This window comes from Streptomyces sp. NBC_01481, from assembly GCF_026339995.1.
GTDB lineage: Bacteria > Actinomycetota > Actinomycetes > Streptomycetales > Streptomycetaceae > Streptomyces.
Genome location: NZ_JAPEPT010000003.1, coordinates 989,496 through 1,016,118 on the forward strand (window position 1 = coordinate 989,496; position 26,623 = coordinate 1,016,118).

General features: G+C 71.3%; 17 protein-coding genes and 1 pseudogene. 13 read left to right on the forward strand and 5 right to left on the reverse strand.

Features of this window, described 5'->3' with window-relative positions:
* Position 1 precedes the first annotated feature (1 nt).
* Positions 2 to 349: a M48 family metallopeptidase gene (locus OOK40_RS21070; protein ID WP_266484030.1), complete on the reverse strand. Its 348-nt coding sequence runs from the start codon at positions 347 to 349 to the stop codon at positions 2 to 4.
* A 130-nt stretch (positions 350 to 479) separates the two neighbouring features.
* On the opposite strand from OOK40_RS21070, the gene OOK40_RS21075 reads away from it, so the two are divergent.
* Positions 480 to 1,445 carry a pirin family protein gene (locus OOK40_RS21075; RefSeq protein ID WP_266484032.1) on the forward strand — a complete coding sequence of 322 codons (966 nt, stop codon included), beginning with the start codon at positions 480 to 482 and terminating at the stop codon, positions 1,443 to 1,445.
* 263 nt (positions 1,446 to 1,708) lie between these two features.
* Here OOK40_RS21075 and OOK40_RS21080 read toward each other — a convergent pair whose 3' ends face one another.
* Positions 1,709 to 2,953 (reverse strand): CdaR family transcriptional regulator, encoded by a 1,245-nt coding sequence (locus tag OOK40_RS21080; RefSeq protein WP_266484034.1) that lies wholly within the window; start codon positions 2,951 to 2,953, stop codon positions 1,709 to 1,711.
* Positions 2,954 to 2,985: 32 nt separating this feature from the next.
* The gene (locus OOK40_RS21085; protein WP_266484036.1) at positions 2,986 to 3,168 is read right to left on the reverse strand and encodes a hypothetical protein; all 183 of its coding nucleotides are present in this window, start codon (positions 3,166 to 3,168) and stop codon (positions 2,986 to 2,988) included.
* Positions 3,169 to 3,408: 240 nt separating this feature from the next.
* Between OOK40_RS21085 and OOK40_RS21090 the strand changes: the two genes are divergently transcribed.
* The 12 genes and pseudogenes from OOK40_RS21090 to OOK40_RS21145 all read left to right on the forward strand — a co-directional run bounded on the left by OOK40_RS21090 (position 3,409) and on the right by OOK40_RS21145 (position 21,216).
* Positions 3,409 to 4,362: a DUF3068 domain-containing protein gene (locus OOK40_RS21090; RefSeq protein WP_266484039.1), complete on the forward strand. Its 954-nt coding sequence runs from the start codon at positions 3,409 to 3,411 to the stop codon at positions 4,360 to 4,362.
* A 322-nt stretch (positions 4,363 to 4,684) separates the two neighbouring features.
* A complete protein-coding gene (locus OOK40_RS21095; protein WP_266484042.1) occupies positions 4,685 to 5,893 on the forward strand; it encodes a glycosyltransferase family 4 protein in 1,209 nt (402 codons plus the stop codon).
* 78 nt (positions 5,894 to 5,971) lie between these two features.
* Entirely contained in the window at positions 5,972 to 6,649 is a 678-nt protein-coding gene (locus tag OOK40_RS21100; protein ID WP_266484493.1) for a bifunctional 2-polyprenyl-6-hydroxyphenol methylase/3-demethylubiquinol 3-O-methyltransferase UbiG, read from the forward strand.
* Positions 6,650 to 6,671: 22 nt separating this feature from the next.
* Positions 6,672 to 10,967: an alpha-(1->3)-arabinofuranosyltransferase family protein gene (locus OOK40_RS21105; protein WP_266484044.1), complete on the forward strand. Its 4,296-nt coding sequence runs from the start codon at positions 6,672 to 6,674 to the stop codon at positions 10,965 to 10,967.
* Entirely contained in the window at positions 10,964 to 12,580 is a 1,617-nt protein-coding gene (locus OOK40_RS21110; RefSeq protein ID WP_266484046.1) for a condensation protein, read from the forward strand. The genes OOK40_RS21105 and OOK40_RS21110 overlap by 4 nt, the downstream gene beginning before the upstream one ends.
* A 26-nt stretch (positions 12,581 to 12,606) precedes the next feature.
* Positions 12,607 to 13,368, forward strand: a complete 762-nt coding sequence (locus OOK40_RS21115; RefSeq protein WP_266484495.1) for a bifunctional 2-polyprenyl-6-hydroxyphenol methylase/3-demethylubiquinol 3-O-methyltransferase UbiG — start codon at positions 12,607 to 12,609, stop codon at positions 13,366 to 13,368.
* A gap of 3 nt (positions 13,369 to 13,371) precedes the next feature.
* Positions 13,372 to 14,277 (forward strand): DMT family transporter, encoded by a 906-nt coding sequence (locus OOK40_RS21120; RefSeq protein WP_266484049.1) that lies wholly within the window; start codon positions 13,372 to 13,374, stop codon positions 14,275 to 14,277.
* Entirely contained in the window at positions 14,274 to 14,489 is a 216-nt protein-coding gene (locus tag OOK40_RS21125) for a Trm112 family protein (RefSeq protein ID WP_266484053.1), read from the forward strand. The genes OOK40_RS21120 and OOK40_RS21125 overlap by 4 nt, the downstream gene beginning before the upstream one ends.
* A 66-nt stretch (positions 14,490 to 14,555) precedes the next feature.
* Positions 14,556 to 14,654 (forward strand): annotated as a pseudogene (locus OOK40_RS21130) (integrase); the annotation flags it as partial.
* 1,075 nt (positions 14,655 to 15,729) lie between these two features.
* Entirely contained in the window at positions 15,730 to 16,323 is a 594-nt protein-coding gene (locus OOK40_RS21135; RefSeq protein ID WP_266484055.1) for a carbonic anhydrase, read from the forward strand.
* Positions 16,324 to 16,385: 62 nt separating this feature from the next.
* Positions 16,386 to 17,864: a SulP family inorganic anion transporter gene (locus OOK40_RS21140; RefSeq protein ID WP_266484497.1), complete on the forward strand. Its 1,479-nt coding sequence runs from the start codon at positions 16,386 to 16,388 to the stop codon at positions 17,862 to 17,864.
* 601 nt (positions 17,865 to 18,465) lie between these two features.
* Positions 18,466 to 21,216 (forward strand): helix-turn-helix transcriptional regulator, encoded by a 2,751-nt coding sequence (locus OOK40_RS21145; RefSeq protein WP_266484057.1) that lies wholly within the window; start codon positions 18,466 to 18,468, stop codon positions 21,214 to 21,216.
* 2 nt (positions 21,217 to 21,218) lie between these two features.
* Here the strand turns inward: OOK40_RS21145 and OOK40_RS21150 are convergent, their stop codons facing one another.
* Positions 21,219 to 24,446: a DNA/RNA non-specific endonuclease gene (locus OOK40_RS21150; RefSeq protein WP_266484059.1), complete on the reverse strand. Its 3,228-nt coding sequence runs from the start codon at positions 24,444 to 24,446 to the stop codon at positions 21,219 to 21,221.
* Positions 24,443 to 26,623, reverse strand: a complete 2,181-nt coding sequence (locus OOK40_RS21155; RefSeq protein WP_266484062.1) for an ATP-binding protein — start codon at positions 26,621 to 26,623, stop codon at positions 24,443 to 24,445. Before OOK40_RS21155 ends, OOK40_RS21150 begins: the two co-directional genes overlap by 4 nt.

Genomic DNA, 26,623 nt, shown 5'->3' on the forward strand with positions numbered 1-26,623 from the left:
GTCAGACCGGCGAGGCTTCTCCGGACATCGCCGCGGCCATCCGCAGATGCGGCGCCGCGTCCTCGGGCCGCCCCTGGCGCTCCAGCGTGCGGCCGAGCATGAGGCGCGCGTAGTGCTCCACGGGGCTGAGCTCCAGGACGGCGCGCAGCTCGGCCTCGGCCAGGCGCAGCCGCGCCGAGTGGTAGTAGGCGCGGGCGAGCAGCAGCCGCGGCGCGATCTGCTCCGGCGCCTCCGTGACCAGCCCACCAAGAATGCGGGCGGCCGTGACGTACTCCTTGGCGTCGAAGAACAGCTGTGCCCGGTCCCACCGCTCGGCGGGGGTGCCGAACTCGTAGTACGTCTCGTTCACGTGCTCTCCTCCTCGGAGTCCCGGTCTGCTGCTTGTATGGAGCTCAACACCGACGGATGGTTGAACATTCCACTATCAGGTGGGCGTGGGGACTGACGGCTCGCGCCCCAACAGGAATAGGTTGAGCTCCATGAGCAATCTCGATCGTCAGGCCGCCCTCTCCGTCTGCGGCGGTCGTGGCTTTGTCGTCGCCGAGCCCGTCCGTGAACTCCTCAGCCCCCGCCGGGTCCAGCTCGGCGAGTCCACCGTGGTCCGCCGGCTCCTGCCCAACCTGGGCCGCCGGATGGTCGGCGCCTGGGCCTTCGTCGACCACTACGGACCCGACGACATCGCCGACGAGCCCGGCATGCAGGTCCCGCCCCACCCGCACATGGGCCTCCAGACCGTCAGCTGGCTCCACGACGGCGAGGTGCTGCACCGCGACAGCACCGGCAGCCTCGCCACCGTCCGGCCGCGCGAACTCGGCCTGATGACCTCGGGCCGCGCGATCAGCCACTCCGAGGAGAGCCCCAAGCCGCACGCCCGCTTCCTGCACGGAGCCCAGCTCTGGGTCGCGCTGCCCGACGAGCACCGGAACGTCGAGCCGCACTTCCAGCACCACACCGACCTGCCGACGGTCACCGCGCCCGGCCTGAGCGCCACGGTCATCCTCGGCGAACTGGCGGGCGCCGCCTCGCCCGGCACCACGTACACCCCGCTCGTCGGCGCCGACCTGGCGCTCGCGCGCGGCGCCGAACTGAACCTGCCGCTGGTTCCCGACTTCGAGTACGCGGTACTGGCCATGTCGGGCGAGGCCCATGTCGACGGCGTACCCGTACTGCCCGGCTCGATGCTCTACCTGGGCTGCGGCCGCACTGAACTCCCGCTGCGCGCCGAATCCGACGCCGGTCTGATGCTCCTCGGCGGCGAGCCGTTCGAGGAGGAGATCGTCATGTGGTGGAATTTCGTGGGCCGTTCGCACGAGGAGATCGAGCAGGCCCGCACGGACTGGATGACCGGCTCCCGCTTCGGCGAGGTGAAGGGCTACGGCGGCGGTCCGCTGGCCGCTCCCGAACTCCCGGCGGTGGCGCTGAAGCCGCGGGGACGGGTGCGCTGACCTCGTGCTATGGGCACGGGCCTCGTTCTCGAGAGGTACGGGTGTCGGGGCCCTTGGCCTGTCGTGCGGCAGGGGTGCCGGCGCCTCTGAGCGATCCACTCCGACGTGGGGAACGAGTTGCAGGTGTTGGCGTCTGTAACCAGGTCTGATCAGACTCTTGCTGACCCTTTGCACTCATCCACTTCCCACCTGACCGCACGGTACGGCCGCGACGGGGAGTTCTTCGGCGGGCCGGGCCCGACAGCCCGTCAGGGTAAACCCGGTCAGTCAGGCGGCGGGACGAGATCACCGCGCAGCCGCCGGGCGCGCAGCACCAGCTCCAGTTCGAAGCGGCGGTCCGGGTCGTCCAGGTCCTCGCCCCACAACTCACGGAGCTGTCTCAGTCGGTAGCGCACGGTCTGCGGGTGTACTCCGAGCTGGGCGGCCACCTCCGGCGCGCCACCCCGCGTTTCCAGCCAGGCCAGCAGAGTCTCGGCGAGACGGTGGGCGTGCGCCGGGCCGCCACTCTCGCCCAACTGGGCGAGCCGCCGCCGCGCCAGATCGTCGATCAACTCCCCTGCGGGCAGCAGCACCAGGGCTTCGACGTGCTCACCGCAGTGCAGGAGCCGCCCTTGCGGCAGCAGGCCCTGCTCGATCATCCCGACGGCGGCCTCCGCCCAGCGCAGCGACGTGGCAGCCTCCGCCAGGGGAACCGACGGGCCGATCGCGCCGGACCAATTGGCCAAGGCCCGGTGCAGCAACTCCGCGCGCCCGGGGGCGTCCGGGTCCGGCACCACCATGCGCGGCTGCTCGCCCTCCATGTCGAGCAGCACATCGTCGCCCACGGCGGGGGCGACAGCCTCCTGGGCGGGGCGGAGCAGCACGGCCACCGCCAGCTTTTCGGGCAGTTGCCAGCCGACGCCGGCCGCGCGGTCGGCGAGGAAGGCGGACGGATCCGTGCGGTGCTCGGCGAGCAGGAGTTCGACGAGTTGTCGTTGCAGGCGCAGCCGCTCCCCGGCCTGGCGGGCGACGGCCTCGGCGTAGCCGCGTACCGACTGGGCCACCATGACGTCGAGGTACTCGAACGCGGACTCGGCGAGTTCGTACATGGCTGCGGGCGGGATGTCGACCTGCTGGCCGATCTCTGCCATACGCCGCCAGGAAAGGCGTACGCCCAGCCGGTAGATCCCCTGCAAGGAGTCCAGGCTGCGCCCCTGCGTGACTTCGCCGCGCCCGAAGTCCTGGAACATCTCGGGGAGGGCGCGCGGCCGGTCCGACCCCGTGGTCATCTGCTCCACGAAGAGTTCCAGCGCGTGCCGGATCGCCACCAGGGCCTTCGGCTCTCCGGACTCGTCGGCGATGAACGCCAGACCCGGATATTCCCGTCGGATCTCGGTGAGGATGTCCTGTGCAAGCTCGGGGACCTGCTCCAGGGCTCGGTCGGCGAACCGCTGAATCCGTTCTCGTGGCACGTCGTGCCACGCTGACGATGCTGCCACAGCACCTTCTCCCGGACGTCCGGTCCGCATGCGCTCGATCAGCGGGCCTGGATCTTCACAACCTAACTCGCGCTGGGGCTCGGTGCGCTGGACGGCCCATTGGCGGGAGGGTCGGGGAACGTGACGAGCGGCACATTCTGCTGCTCGGGCGTGACATTGAGGGCGGCGACGATTCCGAAGGCGGCGCCTGTGGCCAGTACGGCGGAGGCGACGCAGGTCAGGAAGGCGGCGAGCAGTCTGGGCATGAGGGTGATCGGCCTCTCTGTCGATGAGGTTGTCACCCAGCGCGCCGGCCCGGTCCGGCGCGGTCAGTATGCGAGTCGCATTGACAGGTGGTCAAGCTCCGCCTAATTTCGCCGGTCACAGCGCTGTTACTCCCGGGTACGCCACTCCTCGGCCCGGGACAGGCTGAAATCCGTGCGTGTGACCCCTTCCCGCACAGTCCATGAACGCCCCGCATATCCCGCCCGCATTGGAGTACGCGCATGCGCCGTTCAACGTCTCGTTTGTCCCTGATTCTGCTGGGTGTCGGCGTCTTTCTGCTGGTACTCACTCAGCTGCTCGTCTGGTACGTGGAGCCGCGTGCCAGGCGCACACCGACCGACGTGAACTCCACGACGGTCTTCAGAGGTGAGGGTCGTTATTTCGACACCGGATCCGTCTCCACGGTGGACGGCCAGACAATAACGATCACGCGCCGGGTGCTGGGCGACGTCGCCGGCAGCGAGCGCAGCGGAAACGCGATCTGGGACGTGTCGACACAGATCGACACCCCGAAGACGCTGCCGCTGGCCGACCCGCGGAAATCCCTGCAGTGGACCACGGAACGCTGGGTCACCGACCGCCGGACCAACCTGCCGGTGCGCTGCTGCGAGGAGAAGCCCAGCTTCGAGGGCGAGGCCTACCTGAAGTTCCCGTTCGACGTCGAGAAGCGCGTTTACACCTGGTGGGACAGCACCTTGGGTGCCACCGTGCCGCTGGAGTTCAAGGGCACCACCAAGATCCGCGGACACCGGGGCTACCTCTTCGGCGGCACCGTCGCGGCCACCCGCACCGGCACCCGTCAGGTGCCCGGCGTGCTGGTGGGCCGCCCGCAGGGCCAGGTCCTCGCCGAGGAGTGGTACTCCAACGCGGGGATTGAGCTGGCGGTGGACCAGCGCACGGGCCGGATCATGAACGCGGTGATCGCGCCGACGAAGACGCTGCGGGCCCCGGGTTCGAAGAAGGACGCGGTCACCCTGCTGTCCAGTAAGCGGCTGGAGTTCACCGAGGCCACCCGGCGCGAGCAGGTGGCGCTGGCCTCGGACGACGGCAATCGGCTGAAGCTGCTCGGCGAGACTGTGCCCGTTGGGGGCGGGATCGCGGGCGGTCTGCTCGCCGCCGCCGGTGTGGTGATGCTGATCCGTGGCCGCCGGCGGACGGAACACTCAGGCGAGTGATAAAGGTGGGCCGCCAGTCGGCCCGAACTTGTCACCCGCGTGCGTAGTGGAACGAACCACTCGTACGAACACTTGGGTTACCCCGCAGTAGGAACTAGTGATTCCGGTTTGTGCCAGGCCGCTCCCACCCCCAGGAGTCCGCCACCGGCCCGATGTACACACATCGACCGCACATCCCGGTCGGCACCGCCCCGGCAGTACCGGTAGCCCCGGCAGCCCCGGCAGTACCCCGCACACCGAGCCAGCCCAGCGCTTCGCCCCCGGAAGCCCGGCAATCCCTCACCCCGGCCTGCTCCCGCAGCCGCCGAGTTGGAGCACTTCTATGCCCCAGCACGCGTCCGCTCTGGCCTCCGGCCAGGAGGACTCCGTCCCCGCTCAAGCCCGCACCGGCAGCGCAGTCACCGACTCGCTCGCCGATGACCCGCACATCACACCCGTCGCGGAACCTCTGCCGCGCCGGATCACCTTCCTCGCCCGCCGTGACCTGGGCAACCAGGCCGCCGGCGGCTCGGAACTGCTCATCGACCGGATAGCCGGCGGTCTGACCGCCGGCGGCCACGAGGTCACGCTCGTGTGTGGCGGCCCAGCCGCAGAACGCGACTACCGGGTGGTCTCCGCGGGCGGTGACGCAGGACACTTCCTGCGCGCCAGGAAGACCTTCGCCCGCGAGGTCGGCGACTGCGACCTGCTGGTCGAGGTGTGCAACGGCATGCCGTACCTGGCGCCGCTGTGGCACCACGGACCGACGTTGTGCCTGGTCAACCATGTGCACACCGACCTTTGGCAGATGCGCTACCCCGGCCCGGCGGCCCGGCTCGGCCGCAGGCTGGAGCACTGGGCGCTGGCAGGCACCCACCGCGCAAACCTGATGGTGGCCGTCTCCGAGTCGACCGCCTCCGAGCTTCGCGGCATCGGCGTGGCCGCGGACCGCATCCGGATCGTCAACAACGGCGTCGAAGACCCCGGCGCGCTGCTGCCCGAGGCGAAGGAACCGCTGTTCCTGGCCGTCGGCCGGCTGGTGGAGTACAAGCGCATCGATCTGCTCCTGCGGCTGTGGGAGCGGGTCCGTCCGGTCACCGGCGGTCGGCTCGTCATCGTCGGTGACGGCCCCGAACGGGAGCGGCTGGAAGCCATGGCCGGCCCCGGTGTGACGTTTGCCGGCCGGGTGTCGGAGGCCGAGAAGCACCGGCTGATGTGCGAGGCGTGGCTGTTGTTGCACCCCTCCCTCGTCGAGGGCTGGGGGCTGGTCGTCACCGAGGCCGCCGCCCGGGCCACTCCCGCAGTCGGTTTCGACATACCAGGCCTGTGCGACTCCATCGAGGACGGGGAGACCGGGGTGCTGGCCCGGGGAGAGAGTTCGTTCGCCGCCGCGTGGTGCACTCTGTCCCTCAGTGCCCACCGGCGCGCAGCCATGGGACGCGCCGCCGCGCGTCGCGCCACGCGCTTCCGCTGGAGATCGACGGTCCGTCAGTTCCAGGCGGTCGCCGCCGAGGCCGCGGCGCTCGCCTCCGCCCCGGGACGCGGTAGGTGAGCGGCCATTTTTGACGTCACCGAGCGCGTGTTCAAGGATCCGTCGCTGCGCCGATCGGCCACCCTCTTCCGGGCGTTCATGCGCGAACAGAGCGACCCCGAGCGGTGCTACACCCTGCTGGCCCGTGACTCGGTCGCACAAGTGGCACGTCACATCGACCTGCCCGGCAAGATCGTCGTCGACATCGGCGGCGGCAGCGGCTACTTCACCGAGGAGTTCCGCCGCCGCGGCGCGCGGAGCTACCTCTTCGAGCCCGACCTGCGGGAGCTGAGCGCCCACGGCCCGGTGACCGAGGACGCGGTGCTCGCCGACGGCTATCTGCTGCCGCTCGCCGACGGCGCGGCGGACGTGTGCTTCTCGTCCAATGTGCTGGAGCACGTGTCGGACCCGCGGACGTTCATCAGCGAGATGGTGCGGGTCACCCGCCCCGGCGGACTGATCTACCTGTCGTTCACCAACTGGCTCTCACCCTGGGGAGGTCACGAGACAGCGCCGTGGCACTACCTCGGGGCCGCCCGGGCCCGCGAACGCTACGAACGGCGCACCGGCCGCGAGGCAAAGCACACGGTCGGCGAAAACCTGTTCCCCGTCCACATCGGTCCCACCCTGCGGCACGTCCGCGGCCGCGACGACGTGCAAGTCGTCACGGCGCGGTCCCGTTACTGGCCATTCTTCGCGAGCACGATCACCCGGGTGCCGGGACTCCGCGAGATCGCCACCTGGAATCTGCTGCTGATTCTCAGGCGAAGCCCATGAGCAAGCGAAGCGAGGAACGGTCATGACCACTACGGTCCAGGCGCCCACCCGGGCGTCGCAGCCCGGCCCGACGCCGTCCGAGGCGTCCGGGGCGCCGCGCGGACGAGGTCTGCTTTTCGGCTTCTGGGCCGTCGTGCTGATGTCCTTCCTCGCGGTGTCACCGGGGAAGATGACGTTCGAGACCAAGCTCGGCGTCGCCCTCGACCCCGGGCGCTTCCTCGGCGACCTCGGTTCGCTTTGGAACGGCAACGTGGGCCTCGGCGGCATAGCCAACCAGTACATCGGCTACGCCTTCCCGGCGCTCCCTTACTACGCGTTCATGGACCTGCTGCAGGTGCCGGTGTGGCTGGCCGAGCGGCTCTGGCTGTCGATCATCGTGACCGCCGCCTTCTGGGGCGCGCTCAGGCTCGCCGAACGGCTGCGTGTGGGCACGCCCGCGACACGGCTGCTCGGTGCGGTGGTATACGCGCTGTGGCCCACCTTCACGATCGTCATCGGCTCGACCTCCGCCGCCGCGCTGCCCGGTGCCCTGCTGCCCTGGGTGCTGCTGCCGCTGACCTCCGCGGCGCTGAGCCCCCGCATGGCCGCCGCACGTTCGGCCATGTTGATCCCCTTCATGGGTGGCGTGAACGCCGGCTCGACGCTGGCCTCGCTGCTGCCCGTGGGTCTGTACCTGCTCAGCCGCCCGGCCGGCCGGCGTCGGCGCGCGCTGCTGGGCTGGTGGATACCGGGCGTCGTGCTGGCCACCGTGTGGTGGGTGGTGCCGCTGCTCCTGCTCGCCGTGCACGGCGAGAACTTCATGCCGTACGTCGAGCAGGCCGAGACCACCACCGCCACCATGTCCGCGACCGAGCTGCTGCGCGGCGCCGGCAACTGGGTGGCGTATCTCAACTTCGGTGAGGCATGGCTGCCGGCCGGCTGGACCGTCGCGGCCTCCGTCATCACCGTCCTGGGTTCGGCGTTCGCCGCGGCACTGGGGCTGGCGGGCCTGGCCCGCCGGGACCTGCCGGAGCGCCGCTGGCTGCTGCTGACCGTCCTGGCCGTCGTCCTGATCACGCTGGCCGGGTACGGCGGCGCCGTCGGCGGTCCGTTCCACGGTGTCGTGCAGGAGTGGTTGAACGGGTCGCTGAAGCCCTTCCGTAACGTCTACAAGTTCCAGCCGGGACTGGCCCTCGCGCTCGCCCTCGGCCTGGCCCACCTGACGGCTGTGTTCTCCGTGAGCAGAAGTCCTCACGCACTTCCCGGTCGCCGCTGGGCGCCCGCGGTGGTGGCGGTGCTGGTACTGCCCGGCCTGGCCCTGCCGTACCTCAATGGCGCGATCCTGCAGCCCGGCGCCTTCACCAAGCTGCCCACCCACTGGGAGAAGGCTGCCGACTGGCTCAAGGACAACGCCCCGAACAGCCGGGCCATGGTCGTACCGGCGACGGCGCACGGCATCTACACCTGGGGTTCCCCCATCGACCAGCCGTTCGACGTGCTGGCCGAAACGCCCTGGGCACAGCGTGACTTCGTCCCCTTCGGTACACCCGGTTCACGCCGTGCGACGGACGCCGTCGAGCAGGCGCTGCTGTCCGGCACCGAGGTTCCGGGTCTTCAGGCGTACCTGGCACGGGCCGGCATGCACGAAGTGGTCGTGCGTAATGACCTCGACCCCGACCAGATCGGTTATGTCCCGCCGCAGACGGTGAAACGGACCTTGGAATCGTCCGGCTACAGCAAGGTCGCAGGGTTCGGCCCGCTCGTGACCGGCGGGCGCATCGCCGCCGACACCCCGCTGCAGGTGCAGGGGCTGTATCCGCGGCTCCAGTCCGTGGAGATCTATCAGCCGCAGTACCGCGACAGGCGTCCCGAGAGGGTCGGTGTGTCGGCCGCGGCCGACACGGCGGTGGTCAGTGGCGGACCCGAGGCGCTGCTCCAGCTGTCGGCCGATCCCTCGATGGCCGACCGGCCGGCCGTACTGGCCGGGGACAGTCTTCCCAAGGGCGTCACCGCACCGGTGAAGGCCGTCGCGGACGGGCTGCGCCGAGCCGACACCCGGTTCGGCCTGGTCAACAACAACACCTCGTACACGTACACCCCGGACGAGCGCAATCACTCCGGCAGCCTGCAGAACCCGGGCGAGAAGCCCAAGCAGATCCTGCCGTCGGAGGGCACCGATCACCAGACGACGGCTTACCTGCGCGGCGCGACGTCCGTGACGGCCTCCAGCAGCGGCAACTGGCTGTTCCACCTGCCGCAGTACGACCCGGTGAACGCTTTCGACGGCAACCCGGACACCGCGTGGGCCGAGGGCAGCCCGGGCAAGTCGGCCGGTCAGTGGCTCAAGGTGGACTTCTCCGGGCCGACCGACATTCCGGCCTCCATCCAGCTGACGCCCCTCCCGGGTGACAGCATGCGGGCCGCGCCCACGCGGGTGCGGATCGAGACCGACCGAGGTTCGGCCGAAAGCCCGCTGCAGACGAACGGCCGGCCGCAGACCGTCAAGGCGCCCGTCGGCGAGGCCTCCTGGATGAAGATCACCGTCCTTGCCGCGCAGCAGGCGCGGCCGGGCCTGTCCGGGGCCGGCTTCTCCGAGGTGTCGATCCCGGATGTGCAGGTGACGCGCATGCTGGCGCTGCCCGCCGACGCGAAGCGCACCGACGCGGCGGCGACCGTGTACTCCCTGCACCGCGGCACCGACGCGGGCGGCTTGTCGCCCGTGTCGGCCGAGGTGGGACTGCACCGGCAGTTCAGCACCCAGGAAGCGGGCGAGTACAAGGTGTCGGCGCGAGCCGTCGCCGTGCCCGGCGGCCCGTTGGACGAACTGCTGGACCGTTCGGCTCCGGGACCGAAGAACCGGCTGACGGCCTCCGCGGACTCCACCAGCCGCAACGGCATGTCACTGAGCGCCCGCAACCTGGTCGACGGTGATCTGACGACCGCCTGGATCGCAGGCGACCGGCCGGTCGTCCACCTGAGCTGGCCCAAGAAGGAGAAGGTCGACGAGATCATCCTGGCGTCGGCGGGCGGGTTGTCCACCCGGCCCGAGCAGGTGCTGATCACCTCGCCGCACGGCGCCGCGACGGCTGATGTGGACGAGAACGGGCGGGTGCGCTTCCCGGAGATCGAGACGAACCGGCTCGACATCACCGTCAGCAGGGTAGCCCCGCTCACCGTCCACAATCCGGTGGCGGACGCGCAGTTGCAGCTGCCGGTCGGGCTCAGTGAGGTCCACGTTCCCGCGCTGGCCGACCTGCGGGTGCCGCCTCCGAAGCCGTCCGCGCGCTTCTCGCTGCCGTGCGGTGAGGGCCCGGACCTTGCCGTCGGCGGTGTTCTCCACAAGACGAAGGCCTCCGGATCCGTCCGGGACCTCACCGAGCGGCGTCCCGTCACCGTCGCACTCTGCGCGGGAGAGGAAAAGGACGGCACCCTGGACCTTCCGGCCGGAAAGCACGAGGTGGAGGCGGGTGACGCGGGTCCGCTGGCGATCAACGACGTCACGCTGACCCAGGGCACCCCGCAGGAGATCGCGGGAGCGGCGGGCCGTGAGGCCACCGTCACCAAGTGGACCGACGACAGCCGGACCGTGTATGTGTCGGCCGGCTCCGGCGAGGCCGCGTACCTGCAGACCTACGAGAACGCCAACGACGGCTGGAAGGCCACCCTGGACGGCAGGGAGCTGGAGTCGGTGCGGCTCGATGGCTGGCAGCAGGCCTGGGTGGTCCCGGCCGGGGCGTCCGGCACGGTGAACCTGGAGTTCGAGCCCTCCAGGCCGTACGGGGCCGCCCTGATCGGCGGTGTGATCGCGCTCGCCGCGCTGGCCGCACTGGCCTTCGTGGGCCGCAGGCGCAACGCCGGCGGAACCGACGAGGAGCTGCCCGAACCAGCGGCCCCCGGGATGCTGCTCGGGACGCTGGCGCTGACCGCCGTCGTCGCGGTGGCGGCGGGTCCGCTGGCCCTGGTGGTGCCCGTACTCGCCGTGGCGGCCCGGTTCCGGCCGGCTGTCCTGGTGCCGACCGCCGCGGTGGCGATGGCCGGAGCGGGCATCGCCGCTGCCGTCGGAGCCGGGGAGCCGGCCGCCGACGGGCAAGGCGCGTTCAGCGCCTTCGCCCAGGTACTGGCACTGGTGGCCCTGTCGGCCGCCTTGGTGACGGCGGTAAGCCCGGCGTCCGCGGCCGCCGGTTGGAAAAGCGACGGCGGTGCCGACGCGCCGGAAAGCGACGGCGGTGCCGACGCGCCCGTAGCCGGACCGGTGGTCACGGCCCGGCAGGGAAGCACGAGTGCCGGGGACCGGACTGATCCGCTCCCTCGGCATCCAGGAGGCGGTGGCCCGTCATGACCTCGTCGTGGACCGCCGCCGGGTGGGGGACCTCAACCCCTCCCGGCGGGGTCCGGATTCCCTTTCCGACCACCGATGAGGTGTCGCGGCACTGCCTCAGTGACGACGAGCCGGAGACCGTACACATCGAGGTCCATCTGCCCGGACGGCTGGACCCGGCACGGTTGCGGACCGCGTTCCGGCGGGCGCTGCTGACGCACCCCCGGGTGCTGATGCGTGAAGTGCCCGGCCGCCGGTACCGGCAGTCCTTCGCGTGGGAGCTGACCGGCGAACCGGACAGCGACCCGGTGAGCTTCGCGCGGCCGGGACCCGACGCGTTGGGCCGCGCCCGCGCGCGGGCGCTGACGGAATGCCCGTCACTGGCCCTGTCGCCGCCGATGCGCCTGGAAGTCATCGAGGTGGACGGGGGAACGGCCGCCGGTGAGCCGCCGGAGGCGGGCGTGCCGGGGGCGAACCGGACCGTGCTGCTGCTGACGATGCATCACACGGCCCTGGACGCAGGGTCCGGGCTGCGGGTGCTCGCCACGACCGCGGAACAGTACGGCGGCTCGTCCGCTCTCCCCGTCCCCGGGCCGGTTCGGCCGGACCCCTCGGGGTCGGCCCCGGCCGCGACCGGCCGCGACGGCCGCGCGGTGTGGGCGCGGCCCGTGCGAGTCGCGCCGGACTCCCGCCCCGAGCCGGTGCGAGCCCGCGCCGCGGGCAACGGCATGCTGCAGGCGGAACTGCCCGTTCCGCCGCGTGTGGGTCGGACCGGCGGGCTCGCGCCGTGGACCGTCAACGACCAACTGCTGGTCGCCGCGTCACTGATGGTGGGCCGCTGGAACGTCTCGCAGGGCCGGCCGGCCGGTCCGGTGCGGATCACCATGCCCGTCGACGACCGTCCGCGCGGCAGAGAGATGCCGATGGGGAACGGAACCCGGCTCGTCGAGGTGGCCATGACCCCCGAGTACCCGCGCGACCCGGACTTGCTGCTCGGTGAGCGGCCGGACCCGGCGGCCGTGACCCGGTTGCTGCGCACCACCGCTCAGCGCACCCGCGCGCTCAAGTCGGCCCACGGTGCGCCGCTGGGCCCCGGGACGGGCCTGTTGACCGCGCCGCTTCTGCCCGTCGGGATCCGGGGCACGCTCACCCGTGGCGCGAGGCGGGCGGCGGCGCCCTGGACATCGACGGTGCTGGTCACCAATGTCGGACGCGTTCCGTACGCGCTGGACTTCGGTGACGCCGGCCGGGCGAACGCCGTGTGGTTCTCCGCACCGGCGCGGATGCCGCGCGGGCTGAGCGTGGCGGCGGCTTCCACCGGCGGGCGACTGCATGTGACGCTGCGCTGGTCGCGGGCGCTGCTCGGTGACGCGTCGGGCAGGTACCTGGCCGGCTTGTTCGAGCAGGCGCTTTCGGCAACGTCACAGGTCACCCGGCCCGGATCGAACGCTGGGGGTTCTGGGCCGGAAGCCGACGTACCGGAGGCGGATGCCACCGCTCCGAACGCCGAGGCGCCCGGAGCTCGGGGGAAGGCTCGCCGACCCGGCGGGTCGCACGACCGCGACGCACCGTGTCCGGACCCGACGCCGGGTGGAGCCCGCTCCGCCCGGCAGAACCATGCGAGGCCGTCATGACCCCCGCACCCCGCTGCTCCGCCGCCATGAAATGGCCGGAGGCGGCGGTACCTTCGCCGGCCCGGCCCGTTCCCGGGCTGCAGGATTTCTACGAGGACCCCACCGTCCCCGTCGCCTCCGGCGAGGCACGTACTCTGCGCCAAGCCCGGATGCTGGCCGAGGCCCTCGGGCCCGTCGGGCCCGGCCGCCCGGCTGCGACCGTGCTCGACATGGGCTGCGGCGACGGCTCGGCGGCCGCGACCGCCGCCGGCGAACTGAACGGGCACAGCATCGTGGGAGTCGACTGGTCGCAGGGCGCGCTGCGCCGGGCGGCGCCGCGCCTGAGCCAGGTCGTCCGCGGCGAGTTGACCGGCGGTGGGCTGCCGTTCGCCTCCGGCAGCGCCGACGCCGTGCTCTTCAGCGAGGTCGTCGAGCACCTCGTCGACCCCGACAGCGCCCTCGACGAACTGCACCGGGTGCTGCGACCCGGGGGACATCTGATGCTCTCCACGCCCAACCTCGCCGCCTGGTACAACCGCGGGCTGCTGCTCGCCGGAGTCCAGCCGGTGTTCTCCGAGGTGAGTCTGCGCCACATCCACGGCAGACCGGGCAGCCAGGTGGTCGGCCATCTGCGCCTGTACACAGCACGCGCGCTGCGCGAGTTCATGGCGGCGTGCGGGTTCGAGGTGGTGAAGGTCGCCGGTGCGCCGTTCCACGGAGTGCCGCGCCCGCTCCGCCCGCTGGACCGCTTGGCCTGCCGGCTGCCGTCCCTCGCCTCCATCCTCCTGGTGCACGCGAGGAAGGTGTAGCCCGTGTTGTGGGGAGTGGCCGCCGCACTGGCGGCGAACGTCCTGTACAGCACCGGCTTCGTCCTGGAGAAGCGGGCTCTGGCCGGCATGCCGCCGCTGAGTGCCGCACGGCCGGGCCGAGCCCTGCTCCTGCTGGCCGGCAGGCCCTTGTGGATCTGCGGGGCCACGGCGCTCGCCCTGGGGTTCGCCGCCCAACTGGCCGTCTACCGCACACTGCCGATCGCCGCCGCCCAGGGCCTGTTCCTGTCCGGGCTGGTCCTCCTGCTGGTGCTCTCGTCGGTGGTGCTCGGTGAGCGCCCCTCCGGCCGTGAACAGCGCGCGGTGGCCGTCATCGGGCTGGCGCTGGTCATGGTGGTGTCCTCGCTGTACGAGAGCAGCGAGGAGATCAGCCGCAGCGCGCCCTCAGGTCTCCTGCTGGCACTGTGCGTGCCGACACTCGCGGCCGGACTGCTCCTGTACGCGGCCGCGGAACGGCGAGCCCGCCGGCGTCACCGGCAGCCGACCACCGGAGTGGCCTACGCGGTGGCGGTCGGTCTCCTGTACGGGGTCAGCTCGCTCGCCGTCAAGGGCATCTCCGGGCACCTGAGCACCTCGGACCTCCAAGGCTCCGTGCCGGCCTTGCTCGCCTCCCCCTACCCGTACCTTCTGCTGTTCACCGGGATCAGCGGACTGGTGCTGTCCCAGACCGCCCTGCAGCGCTGCCGCGCGTCGCTGATCGTCCCGGTCTGCTCGACGGTGACCTGCGTGTTCACCATCGTCAGCGGCACGATCGCGTTCGACGAGCCATTGCCCGAGGACCCGCTGCGGCTGCTGCTGCGCCTCGGCGGCACCGCGTTGGCCCTGACGGTCCTGCTCACCATGCCGCGACACGACGCGGCCACCCCCACTTCCGAGGGAACCCTGCCATGAAGCCTGACAACCCGCTGCTGAAGATCCTCGCCTGCCCGCTCGACAAGGGCCCGCTGATCCTCGACGAGACCGGGGGCGCTCTCTACAACCCGCGCCTGCACCGCCGCTATCCGATCGTCGACGGCATCCCGCAACTGCTCCCTTCCTCCGGCGAGCCCGTCGTCGAGCAGGAACGCGACGCACTACCGGCCGGACTGCCCGACTCCGCCTGAACGCAGAAGTGAGCGTCTGTACCCACCTGCACGATTGACCCTCATGCGCTCCGAAGCGATCCCACGCTCCGGCACATCTATGCGTCGATCATCCTCGAAGCAGGTGAGTCCGTGGTCACGCCGGCGCGATGGCTCGGCCACCCGAGTCCGACGATCACGCTGGACCAGTCTCCTGCCGGAGTCTGGGCAGCATCCCGCAACGGGGCCGCGAGGACACCGGTCGCGGATTCGGGCTGGCTCTCCCGTAGTTCGGCAAGGGCTTTGGAGAAGCCGTCCAGGCTCGTGACCAGTGACGGGACGCTGTCACCGCGGGAGCGAGCGGCGTTGCGTTGGCGCGATGGGGAGTTGAGCGCGCGCGGTGATCGAGATGGCGCGCCCGGCTGCCCGAGAGCCCAAGGGGTCGGACCCGCTCGCTCATCGCGGGTGTCCGGGGGCGCCCCGGACACGTCCGCCGTCGGGGCCCGCCGCCCCGGCCGCCGACGCAGAAGGCCGTCCTGCGGCGATGCCGGACGTCGTCAACGCCCTCAACTGGGGTGACTCGCGGTAGCCCCGACAAATGGCGACTGTCAAGAGGTGTGACGCTCACGAATGTTTAACGAATCGCTGACTTTTGCGGCTCCATGGTGTCACAGTGACTGAAGAGGCTGGAGTTACTGACCAGTTGGACCAACTGTCGAGGGGTCGAAGTCGGGAGGGACCGTGACGTGGCGAAACGCAGCATCGTACCCACTCGTCGCGCTGTGCACCCTGCTGCTCGCGGTCCTCGCGCAGTGCCAGGCGCCTGTATTCGCCGCCGGGGGAGGGGAGTCGAGCGCCGGAAGGACTTCTCAAGACGCCGACCCCTTGCCCGAGGCACCAGGCGAATCCGAACCGACCGACGAACCCGGCTCAAGCGCCTCACCCGCCAACTCGTCCCAGGGCGAACCTGATCCCCTGGACAAGCCACCCCCCTCACGCAAGGGCGGCCGGCCCAACAGCCCGCCGACCGCCCAGGCTCCGCCCACAGGCGATCGCCTCTCATCGGCCCCCACGGGTGACGGCGGCTCCGCCGCCTCCCCGGTGCCCGGGGCACCACTTCTCGGTCCAACCGAACAGTGCCCTGCACCGCGGCCCGCCGTGCTGCAGGTATTCCGCCTCTGATCGATGCGTCGAATTCGCACGGCCCCCATCACGTACCTGCGATCCGATCCGACATGACGGCTCACCACCGCGCGCCCAGGCGCGCTGGAGGAACACCCCCATGCACATGCTCATGAAGAATGCCCGCGCCTTCCGGCAGCGGGCCGCCGCCCAGGCCGAGGAGTTCGGCCGCCTCGCGGACGGTCAGTCCCCACAAGCGATGTTCATCACGTGCTCCGATTCGCGGGTGATCCCCTCGCTGATCACCGGAGCCCGCCCCGGTGAACTCTTCGAACTCCGCACGGCAGGCAGCATCCTCCCCGAACACGACCCCGACCGGCACTCGAGCGAGGCGGCCACCATCGAGTACGCCGTAGAAGTGCTGGGCGTCGCCGACATTGTCGTTTGCGGCCACTCCCACTGCGGTGCCGTCGGCGCGATGGTGCGCCGCGAAGACCTCTCCGCCGTCCCCGCGGTTCGCGGCTGGCTCGAGAGTGCGTCACCGCCGCCCCACTTTGCGGACACTTCGTCCCCCGCCATCGCCCAGGCCGTCCAGCACCATGTGCTGCGCCAGCTCCGGAGGTTGGGCGACTACCCCTGCGTCGCCCGCCGGGCCGCGGATGGACGGCTGAGGCTGCACGGATGGTTCTACGAGATAGACACCGGCGCCGTGCTCGTCCACGGGTCGCACGACGACGCGTTCCTCCCGCTGTGAGCGCCGCCGACACCCGCGAACGCGGGAACCGCGGGCGCCACCGGCGGGCCGCGTCGCAGCGCGTGGAGCGACCGTCCGCCTCGACGCTGCGAGCCGATCTCACCGCGTCCGTCGTCGTCTTCCTCGTCGCCCTGCCTCTGTGCGTGGGCGTGGCCGTAGCCTCCGGCGTCCCGGCGGAACTCGGCCTGGTCACCGGCATCGTCGGCGGGCTCGTCACCGGGCTGCTCCCCGGAAGCAGCCTCCAGGTCAGCGGACCCGCCGCGGGGCTTACGGTCCTCGTCCTCGAAGCCGTCAACGAATTCGGACTCGGGGCCCTGGGCGTCTTCGTCCTCACGGCGGGCGTTCTCCAGCTGGGGATGGGCGCATTGCGGCTGGGCCGCTGGTTCCGCGCCATCTCCATCGCCGTGGTGGAAGGGATGCTGGCCGGTATCGGTCTCGTGCTGATCGCCGGTCAGTTCTACGCCATGGCCGACGCGAAGGCGCCAGGCTCGGGCCCGGCAAACCTGATGGGCATGCCCGAGCTGCTCATCCGCACGGCCCGCTCGCCGGAAGCGTTGACCGCCTTCGGTCTCGGCGCGGTCACCGTGGTGCTGATGGCACTGTGGAAACATCTGCCGCCGAAGGTCCGAGTGGTCCCCGCACCGCTGGCCGCCGTCGCTCTGACCACGTCCGTCGTCGCGCTGTTCGGACTGTCCGTGAAGCGGGTCGATGTGCAGGGACTGCTGGGCGCGATCCGGCCACCGTCCTTCGACGACCTCGGCAGCATCACAAATGCCGGAGTGGTCGGGGCGATCGGCACGGTCGCCGCCATCACGCTCATCGCCTCGGCGGAAAGTCTGTTCAGCGCCGCCGCCGTCGACCGGCTGCACAGCGGACCCGGTACCGACTACGACAAGGAGCTGATGGCGCAGGGGGCGGGCAACGCTTTGTGCGGAGCCCTCGGGGCGCTGCCGATGACCGCCGTCATCGTGCGCAGCGCGGCCAACGTGCAGGCGGGTGCCCGAACCAAGGCGTCACGGGTGCTGCACGGCGTGTGGCTGCTGCTCTTCGCGGCGCTCGTACCGGCCGCGCTCGGCCTCATACCGGTCGCCGCGCTCGCCGGCATCCTGGTCTACTCCGGCTGGAAGCTCATCCCGCTGAAGGAACTCGGGCCGCTGTGGCGCGAGCACCGCGGGGAGGCGCTGATCCTGATGGCGACCGCGGTCGCCATCATCGCCACCAGCATGTTCGAGGGCGTGCTGGCGGGGCTGCTGCTCGCTGTCGCCAAGACGGCCTGGGAGACGTCGCACGTCCACGTGCAGGTGGACGAAGGCGCCGAGCGGAACGGACCCCTGCGCGTGGTCCTCTCCGGCAACGCGACCTTCCTCCGGCTGCCCCGCATCCTCGACACCCTCGAAGGACTGCCGATGGACCGGCACATCGAGCTCGACCTTCTCGATCTGCGGCATGTCGATCACGCGTGCAGCACGGCCCTCACCAATTGGGCCGACAGGCACAATAAGGAGAAGGGAGTGGCGCGTGTGCTGATGCCGTCGGCCTGAAGAGCCTCCGCCTACCGATTGGGCCGTACGGCGTCCTGACAAGGGTCGCCGTGCGGCCGGGGGCAAGTCCCTCGCCTCCACCGGCAGTCGGTGACCGGATGATGCTCGCACGGACGCCGAAGACCAGCGCGAGCTGGTACGCCGAGGCAGATCGCACCGGCCGACTCGACCACCCCATCCAGCCGTAGCCCGTCTGAAACGGCGAGGGTGCCCCGATGAAGACCGGGGCACCCTTGGCTGACATGGCGGGGTGCTGGAGCGATGTGTGCGCTCCGTGGGAACCTCCAGGTCGCCGCCGGTGGCACTGAAGCCGCGGGGACGGGTGCGCTGATCCGGGTCATGGGCATTGGTTCGGGTTGCTGAGTGGTGCGGGTCTTGGCGCCTGTGGCCAGGACTCGTCAGACTCTTGGTGACCCGGCTGGTCGGATCGGCGCGACGCAGTCCCCGTCCGCCGTCGGGCAGGCGTCGCGAGATCGGGTGAATGTCTGGAATTTCCCGGTTCTGGTGAACCGTCGCGTGCCAGACTGGCGTAGGGGGGAAGCGGCAATCGGAGACGCGGGGCGTCGCGTCTGATACCCGAACTGCCGCGCGCAATGTGCGTGTGCTCGGGAGGACCGCCGAAACATCAGCCGTGGCCCGGTTGCTCCGTGACACGGCATCAGGGCGTGGCGGTGCGCTGTTCATCATAGGAGAGCCGGGGGTGGGACGGACCACCCTGCTCCGCAGGATCCTCACCCTCGACACCACCTTCCGATCGGTGTACTTCGCGGGCACTGCCGCCGAATCAGGACTGCCCTACGCGGGCCTGCACCAGGTCGTCCAGGCGCACCGCTGCTCTGTGCCGCAGCTCCCTGCCCCCCAGCGCGATCTGCTCGGCCACCTCTTGGCCACCGGGCACCACCGGCCCGGGGACACCGCTCTGGCGGTTGGCGCCGCGGCCCTCGGTCTTCTCGGCGCCGCGGCCGCCCGGCGTCCTCTGCTGCTCGCGATCGACGATGCGCATCTGCTGGACGCCCCGTCCATGAAGGTGCTGCTCTTCGTCGCCCGGCGCATCGTGGGCGAGCCGATCGCCATGCTCCTCACCGCCGAACACCGCTGCTCCGCCGCCACGTCCGCAATCCGCCCGGCCGTCACCGGCGTACCGGAACTGCGGCTGGGACCGCTGGACCCGGCCGACGCGCGGACCCTGCTCCAGCAGTCCGCCCCGCATCCGCTCCGGCGTTACCTCGCCGAGCGGCTGCTCGCCGTCGCGGAGGGCAATCCACTCGCACTCACCGAACTGCCGCTCGCCCTCACGCCGGGCCAGTGCGCGGGAAACCTGCCGCTCGACGACCCGCTCGCCCCCGGTGAGCGGCTGCGCGACGCCCATCTGCCGACACTGGCCCGGCTCCCTGAGATCGCCCGCGCCGCCCTGCTCGTGCCCGCCGCGGCCGGCGACGGCCGCAGCGGCGACGTACAGCGTGCACTGGCGCTGCTCGGCTATGAGCCCGACGCGCTGGTGCCCGCCGAAGAGCACGGCATCCTCGAACTGCGCCGGGGGCGGCTGGTCTTCGCCGACCGGCGGCTGCGCCTGGTCGCGTACCACGACGCCTGTACATCGCGGCGGCGCGCCGTCCACGGGGCGCTCGCGCAGGTCCTGGACGGCACGGCCGCAGCACGCCACCTGGCCGCTGCGCACATCGCCCCGAGCCCGGCCGTGGCACAGGCCATTGAGGCGGCGGCGAGCGCGGCCGCGGAGGCGGACCCGGACGCCTGCGCCGAACTGTACGAGCGCGCCGCGGGCTTCGCCGACGATGACGACGACGCGGCCCGGCTGCTGGGACTGGCAGCGGGCTGCCGGCAGCGGGCCGGAGCTGCGGAGCACGTACCGGTGCTGCTGGGAAAGGCGATGGCGCTCGCGCGTGAGCCGGCTCTGCGCCGGGAACTGGGCGTCCTGCAGGCACGGCAGCGCGGTGCGACCGGGCATCCGCGGATCGTGCACCGGGTGCTGCGCGATGCGGCCGGGCGGCTGGCGGGCGAGCCCTCTCGGGCGGCTGAACTGCTGCTGGAGGCTTCCGATTCCGCCGTCCGCGCGGCGGACAGCCGTGCCGCACTGGGCAGCGCGTGGCAGGCGTACCGGCTCACCCGGCTGTCCGGCGGGGATCTGGCTGAGGCCGCGGCCGTCCATCTCGCGCAGGTCTTGGCCCTGCGGGGGGAACGTGCGCAGGCCGGTGAACTGCTGTTGGCGCAGATGGCGGGCGAGGCGGCGGGAACTCTGGTGGGGCGGGCGGAAGTGCTGGGCCGGCTGGAGGAGTACGAGGCGGCCTGCGTGCTCCTCGACCGTGTACTGGGGGAGCAGCCCGGCACCGAGCGAAGGGCGTGCGCGGTGCGGCGGGCGGCCGCGCTCGGCTGCCGGGCCTGGATCCGGCTGTGGACCGGGGACTGGCACGGTGCCCGCTCTGACGCGATGGAAGTGGTCGAGTGCGCGGAGCGGCAGGTGGAGACCGCTTTGCTGGCCCAGGGGCTGGTCGCGGTGGGGTGGCTCGAGGCAGCGCAGGGCCGTGTCACGGAGTGCGGAGCTGTGCTGGCCCGTGCTGCCGGAGTGGCGCGGGCGCACGGCCTCGAACTCGTCATGGGCCAGGTCGCAGTGGCCGAGGGCCTGTTGGCACTCGGTGCGGGCAAGTACGAGGAGGCAGTGGCCGGTTACGAGCGGGCGGGCGCCCTGGCGCGGAGCGCGGGAATCGAGGATCCGTCGGTGACCCCGTGGGCGGCGAACCTGATCGAGGCCTACGTACGCAGCGGGCGGATCGGGGAAGCGGTGCGCGAACACGCCCGCTTCGACGCCGAAATGCGGCGCTCGGGCCCCTCCTGGGCGCTTGCGGTGAGCGCCCGCTGCCGCGCCTTGCTGCTGGAGGCCGACGGCCACGGCACGCCCGGTGCCGTCGAGGCGGCCTTCCATGAGGCCCTGGAATGGCATGCGCGTGGTGCCGTCGTCTTCGAGCGGGCGCGGACCGTGTTCTGCCACGGGCAGTGGCTGCGCCGTACGGGACGCTCCGCGGAGGCGCGCGACGCCCTGGAGGAGGCGCTGTCGGCGTTCGGGGTGCTCGGCGCCGTCCCGTGGGAGGAGGCGGTCCGCAGCGAACTCCGCGCGGCGGGAGGGCGCCCCGCCCGGACGGCGTGCGGACAGCTCACCGAGCAGGAGGGCCGTATCGCCGCGCTGGTGGCGGGGGGCGCCACCAACAAGGAGACGGCGGCGGCGCTTTTCCTCAGCCCCAAGACGGTGGAGTTTCATCTCGGCAATGTCTACCGGAAGTTGGGGGTGCGGTCGCGCAGTGAACTGGCGCGGACGTATGACACGGTGGGCGGGGCGTGAGCCTAAGGCTCGTTTCTCACGGTCTCGTTGACGCTGTAGGACTTCTTTCCTGTGGCCTTGATGTGCACCTTGGTCGGCCGTAGCAGCTCTTTGATGCGCTTCTCGGCGGGCCGCAGGTTCTTCTTCTTGTACACAGGGGTGACGATGTACACCACCCGCTGGCCCGCGACCTCCACGGCCTGCCTCACCGCGTTTTCAATGCCGCGCATCTCGGGCGTGTTCGCGCGCGCGTACAAGGTGACGAAGTTCCTCTTGTCGCTGTTGGAACCACCGAGCTGGGCGCCGAGCAGGTGCGATCGGTGGAAGCCCTTGTTGCTCTCCCAGCCTGCGGGGTCGACAGAGGGATTGGTCCTGCCGCCGATCGAAGCTTTGGTCAGCGTCGCTTCGATCCCTGTGGCGCGGTCGGCATTGTCCAGTGGGCCGTAGTTGGGCTTGCCGGGAGGCGCGAGGGAGGACTGCTTGGTCTTCTTCTTGACTTTCGGACTCAAGCTTCCTTCCACGCTCCACACGCCGTCGTCGTCCACTGGCTCGAGGGACTTGAGCCGGTACCGGATCCGGATGGCGAGGAGAACGGCTTTGAGGACCTTCTCGTCGAGGGCGGTTCCCTTCAGCTTGTTGACCGTCGTGACACCGAGCTCGACGGCAGCCTGAACATCGCGCTGCTTCTCCTCCGGCGTACGCCGGTCCGCCTTGCCGACGAGTTTGCCAAGGGCCTTCTTCCCGCCGGCCAGCAGCTTCTTGCCGTACGCGGCCGCCTTGGCGATCATCTTGGAGATGAAGCCCCGGACCGGCGCACCGACCTTCTCCAGCACGCTCTTGATCTTCGCCGGGATCGCGCCGAGCTTGAGCACCCGGGCGAGCAGGTCGATGGCGAGCGGGAGTGTCCGCGCGAGGGAGTCCTCGATCTTCGTGGCGACCTTCTGGGACACGCCGTTGCAGATCTCCTCGAGCGTGTCGAGGATGCTGTTGACGAATTCGGCCAGTGCGCGGGCCTTTTCCACCAGGAAGGTGACGAAGTCGTAGACGGCCATGACCGCCTTGACCAGGGCGCCGGCCGGAGTGATCAGGGACAGCAGCCAGGTGATGCCCGCCTTGAGGACGGTCTCGACGACAAAGCCCTTGATCATCTCGAAGGCCTGCTGCTTGAGGTCCCCGATCTTCTCCTTGATCTCCTCCCACAGGCCCCCGATGCCCTTGTCCCGGATCACCCCGATGATCTTGATGGCGTCGATCACCGTGTTCAGCACCGGCTCGGGCATGTGCTTGAGCAGTTCGGAGCGGATGAAGGCCCAGCTGATCCCGAACAGCGACAGCACCATCTTGACGATGCCGCGCAGATCCCACTGCTCGGGCAGTTCCACCCCCGCTGCGGCGAGATTGCCGAACAGCCATTCCTGCAGGGCCGCCTTGAGGTGCTTGACGATGTTCGACAGGAACTGCGTCAGCCCGGCCTTGACCGAGGCGCCCAGATTGCGGAGGAAGCCCATCGGGTCCTTGATGATCCGTTCGGCCACACCCGCCGCCCGCTTCACCACACCGACCAGCAGGTTCTTGAGATCGATGAGGATCTTGATCGCGCCGACCACGGCGTCGCGAGCCCGCTCCCACAGGCCCTTGTTGGACTCCTTCACCTCGGCCAGCGCCGCGTTCGTCGCCTCCTGCGCCTGGGCGTAGGACTCGGCGAGCTGGTCGACGACCGCGTCGGCCTTCTCGTCGATGGACGCTTCCAACTCGTCGAACTTCGCGGCGAATCCGGCAGCCGTCTGCTCCCCGAACCCCCGCATCGCGGGCTCGAGGCCTGCGACGAAATCCGCCATCCGGCGCCGGCCGTCCGCGGCCTTCTGCCGCGCGTCGTTGACGCGCTTCTCCACGACGGTGGCGACCTCGTCGACCACGCCCCGGATCTCGGCGGTGTAGGCGGCCGAGTGCTTCGCATAGTCGGGCTCGCCGGAGAAGAAGTCCCACCAGCTCTTCTCGCACGCGGCGAGGAATCGCTTCCGGGCCTGCCCGGCCCTGTCGTCGAAGAGCGTGCGGACCGTGTCGTCCAGGCCTGCCAGCGCGGCCTCGACATTGCGTTTGGTTTCCTCGTAGATCCCGGTGAGCTGTGCCGTGATCTCTGCACGGCGCGCTTCGGTACGTGCCTGGGCGGCCTGTTTGCCGCCCGCCACCGACTTGCCTGTAGCGGCGCGCACTCCGGCCATGGCGGCCATCGCCGTCTTGCCGGCTGCGGCCGCACGCTGCTCGGCTGCGGCCCGCTGCTCCGCCTCCTTGGCCCGGAAGGAGCCCGGCGCCGCGGCGGAGTCCTTCTCCGCGGCCTTCTTGGACTGCAGAGCGGCCGTGAACGCGGGCTCGTTGGCGCGCCGCAGGGTCTCGTCGGTGAGCCCCGCCTTGTCCATTTCTGTCGTGGTCCCGCTCGCATGGGCGGACACGTCCACCGCGGCGGCAGGCACCGGTGTTGGTACGGCGTCCGCCGCACGGGGCGGGGCCGGGACGGGCGGCGGGCGGTCGGGCGACAGAGGTACGGCGGGACGCTCTGGTACACGCGCCGGGTCCGGCGGGGCCGCCGCGGTCGCCCGCACCTCACTCGATGAGGCATCCGCGGCGGCGTGCACCTCGCCGGAGAGCTGGGGTGTGAGGGTGTCCGGGCGAGCCGGGTCCGCGAGTGCCTTGGCCTCGTCCGCGGTGGCCGGCTGCTGCTCCTTGATGCGTTTCTCGAACTTCGCGATGAACTCGGCCCGGCCGAAGGGCTTCGCCTGTGCCGAGGCGATCGCCGCCGCCTGGTCCTGCCCGGCGAACGCGGCACGCTCACCGGGTGGCGCCACGGCCGCGCGCTGGGCGGCTGTGGCCTCGGCGGCGGGCGCGGGATGCCGGGTGAGGATCCGCTTGCCCGCGGTGACCTGCGCGGCGATCCGGCGCAGCCCCGGTGCGGCGGCCTTCTTGCCGACGACGGGGCGCCCTGGGGTCTTGCCCTGGTCGTGGCCGGCCGGCGCCTGCGCGCCCCGGGCGGCGAGCGCGGCGGTGGCGGCGTTGCCGACGGCGGGCCTCGCGCGGCCTGGGCGCTTGGTGGGTGTGGCGGTGGTGGTTCCGCGCTCCTTCGCCGGAGCGGCTGCCGCCTGGGCCGGTCGTTTCCGTACCGCCTTGAGCTTGCCGGGTGAAGGCGGCGCCGGCCTGGCGCCCGCCTGTGTCACGGCGGGAGGTGGCGTGGAGGGGGTCCGCGCGTGGGCGCTCATGGCAGCACGCAGGAGGCTGCTGCCGCCACTGACGCGGCGGAGTCCCGTACGGGCACCGGGCCGAGCGCCAACTCCAGCTCGCCGGACCGTGGCAGCCGCGACTCCTGGCGGAACTGGCGCGCAATCGCCTCGGCGAGATGCTCCCGGCCGATGACCGCGCTTCCGTTCTCCGCCGCCAGTAGCGCGGCGCCCCGGGCGGCAGCCATGATGCCCGCACCGGTGAGATCGAGCCGCGCGAGCCCTTCCAGCGTCAACTGTGGGTCCAGCGGGGCGCTGTCGGGGAACGCCATCCGCCACAGCCGGTACCGCTCCCGGTCGCCGGGCCGCGTGAAGTGCACCACGAACTGGAAGCGGCGGGTGAAGGCCTCGTCCAGATTTCCCTGGAGGTTGGTGGTGAGGACGACCAACGCGGGGCTGCGCTCCAGGCGTTGCAGCAGATAGCCGACCTCGAGATTGGCGTATCGGTCGGTGCCGCGGCTCACCGCGCCGCGCTTGCCGAAGACGGCGTCGGCCTCGTCGAAGAGCAGCAGTGCGCCCGCGGCTTCCGCGTGGCTGAAGGCCTCATCGAGGTTCTTCTCGGTCTCGCCGACCCACTTGGAGACGGTCTGCGCGAGATCGACCCTGATCAGGTCGACTCCGAGCGTGGCGGCGATCACCTCGGCGGCGAGGCTCTTGCCGGTACCGGGCTCGCCCGTGAACAGGGCCTTGAGGCCGGGGCCGCCGTGCTGCCCGCCGAAACCCCACTCCTGGGAGACCTTGGGCCAGGCCCGGAACGCTGCGGCGAGTTCGCCGATCTGCTGTGCCTGTTCGGCGGGGAGTACGAGGTCCGAAGGGTCACGGGAGGGAGTACGGACATCGGCGAGGCGGCCCGGAGTTGCGGCCAGGACGCGGCGCACCGCCGTATCCAGCAGCATGCCGCCGGACTCGGCGAGCCGTACGGCTGACCGCAGTTGGGCGGGCGACAGCCGGAAGCGGGCGGCGAGGTCGTCAAGGGCGCGGGGCTCGGGGTCCGCTCCGGCGGTGGCGGTGCTCCAGAGGGTGCGACGTTCCCGGTAGCCGGGTTCGTCCGTGGATTCTTCCGCGTAGCGGCCCGAGGAGAGCAGATCGAGGGGGCGCCACGGGGTCTGCCCGGTGAGGACGACCGGGACGCCGGTCCGTGTCAGCACGTCGGCGGCCGCTGCCGTGGCCCATCGGGCGTCGGGTTCGTGGAAGCGGTCGATGGGCAGCCACAGTGCGGTACCGAGCGCGGCCGCCGCGGCCAGAGACCGGCCTGTGGCGGCCCGTACCTCGGCGGGTGTCCGGCACAGCTCCAGGTCAGGAGCGGCGCGCAGCGCGAGCCCCGCCTGCTCCGCCACGGCGTGTGCCGCGTCGAGTTGGCTGCCGTCCGGCAGCCCCCAGAGGGCGGCGATCCCGGCGGGGTGCGCCCGCAGATGGGCGGCCAGCCGCGCGGTCCGGCCGCGGGTCGGCTTGTCCAGCAGCGCGGGGCGCGGTACGGGTACCCGGCCGGGGTCGTACGCGAGGAGTGCGGGATCCCCGAGGCCGTGCAGGAGGAAGGCGGGCAGTTCGGCGCGGATGTGCAGCGGGCGCAGCAGATCGGCGCCGGAGGGTTCCGGTCCGCCGTACGTGTCCGGGTCGCCGTCCTGGATCAGCAGACCGAAGCGGCGCAGCCGCCCGTACGGTCCCAGCGCCGGCAGCCGGTCGTAACGCTCGGCGGGGGAGGGCGCCAGGACAGTGAGGATCAACTCGGCGGTGGGACGGCGCTGGTCGAGGTCGTCGAGGAGATAGCCGAACAGCAGGGCGTGCTCCGCGGCCAGCGCCGGCGCCAGGCACAACAGCAGCGTGTCGCACTCGAAAGGGTCAAGGTCTGCTGCGGACGCCAGCTCATCGAGCGGCAGCGAAATGCCCTCTGCGGCCGCCTGGAAGCGGAGTTCGCGCTCGGCGTGGGTCTCTGCGGCGGGTGGCCCGCCGCTCCAGGGCGCCGGGTGCCCCACGGCGGGATCGGTGAAGTCGAGGAGCAGTCCGGCCTGCTCGTCGGTGACGCAATACGGGGACAGCTCGGCCCCGGCGAGCAGGCCGGAGCGTTGCGCGCGGTGGGCCGCGGCCGCTCGCAGCGCGCGGTGGATCGCGCCGTAGCGAAGGGTCAAGTGGGCCGCGGCGGCGCCTGATCGGGTCGGCAT

Excerpts from the sequence above, each read along its gene's own strand:
- OOK40_RS21075 (WP_266484032.1), top strand. The coding sequence starts at position 480 with ATGAGCAATCTCGATCGTCAGGCCGCCCTCTCCGTCTGCGGCGGTCGT.
- OOK40_RS21080 (WP_266484034.1), bottom strand. The coding sequence starts at position 2,953 with ATGCGGACCGGACGTCCGGGAGAAGGTGCTGTGGCAGCATCGTCAGCG.
- OOK40_RS21085 (WP_266484036.1), bottom strand. The coding sequence starts at position 3,168 with ATGCCCAGACTGCTCGCCGCCTTCCTGACCTGCGTCGCCTCCGCCGTA.
- OOK40_RS21090 (WP_266484039.1), top strand. The coding sequence starts at position 3,409 with ATGCGCCGTTCAACGTCTCGTTTGTCCCTGATTCTGCTGGGTGTCGGC.
- OOK40_RS21095 (WP_266484042.1), top strand. The coding sequence starts at position 4,685 with ATGCCCCAGCACGCGTCCGCTCTGGCCTCCGGCCAGGAGGACTCCGTC.
- OOK40_RS21100 (WP_266484493.1), top strand. The coding sequence starts at position 5,972 with ATGCGCGAACAGAGCGACCCCGAGCGGTGCTACACCCTGCTGGCCCGT.
- OOK40_RS21105 (WP_266484044.1), top strand. The coding sequence starts at position 6,672 with ATGACCACTACGGTCCAGGCGCCCACCCGGGCGTCGCAGCCCGGCCCG.
- OOK40_RS21110 (WP_266484046.1), top strand. The coding sequence starts at position 10,964 with ATGACCTCGTCGTGGACCGCCGCCGGGTGGGGGACCTCAACCCCTCCC.
- OOK40_RS21115 (WP_266484495.1), top strand. The coding sequence starts at position 12,607 with ATGAAATGGCCGGAGGCGGCGGTACCTTCGCCGGCCCGGCCCGTTCCC.
- OOK40_RS21125 (WP_266484053.1), top strand. The coding sequence starts at position 14,274 with ATGAAGCCTGACAACCCGCTGCTGAAGATCCTCGCCTGCCCGCTCGAC.
- OOK40_RS21135 (WP_266484055.1), top strand. The coding sequence starts at position 15,730 with ATGCACATGCTCATGAAGAATGCCCGCGCCTTCCGGCAGCGGGCCGCC.
- OOK40_RS21150 (WP_266484059.1), bottom strand. The coding sequence starts at position 24,446 with ATGAGCGCCCACGCGCGGACCCCCTCCACGCCACCTCCCGCCGTGACA.
- OOK40_RS21155 (WP_266484062.1), bottom strand. The coding sequence starts at position 26,623 with ATGCCGACCCGATCAGGCGCCGCCGCGGCCCACTTGACCCTTCGCTAC.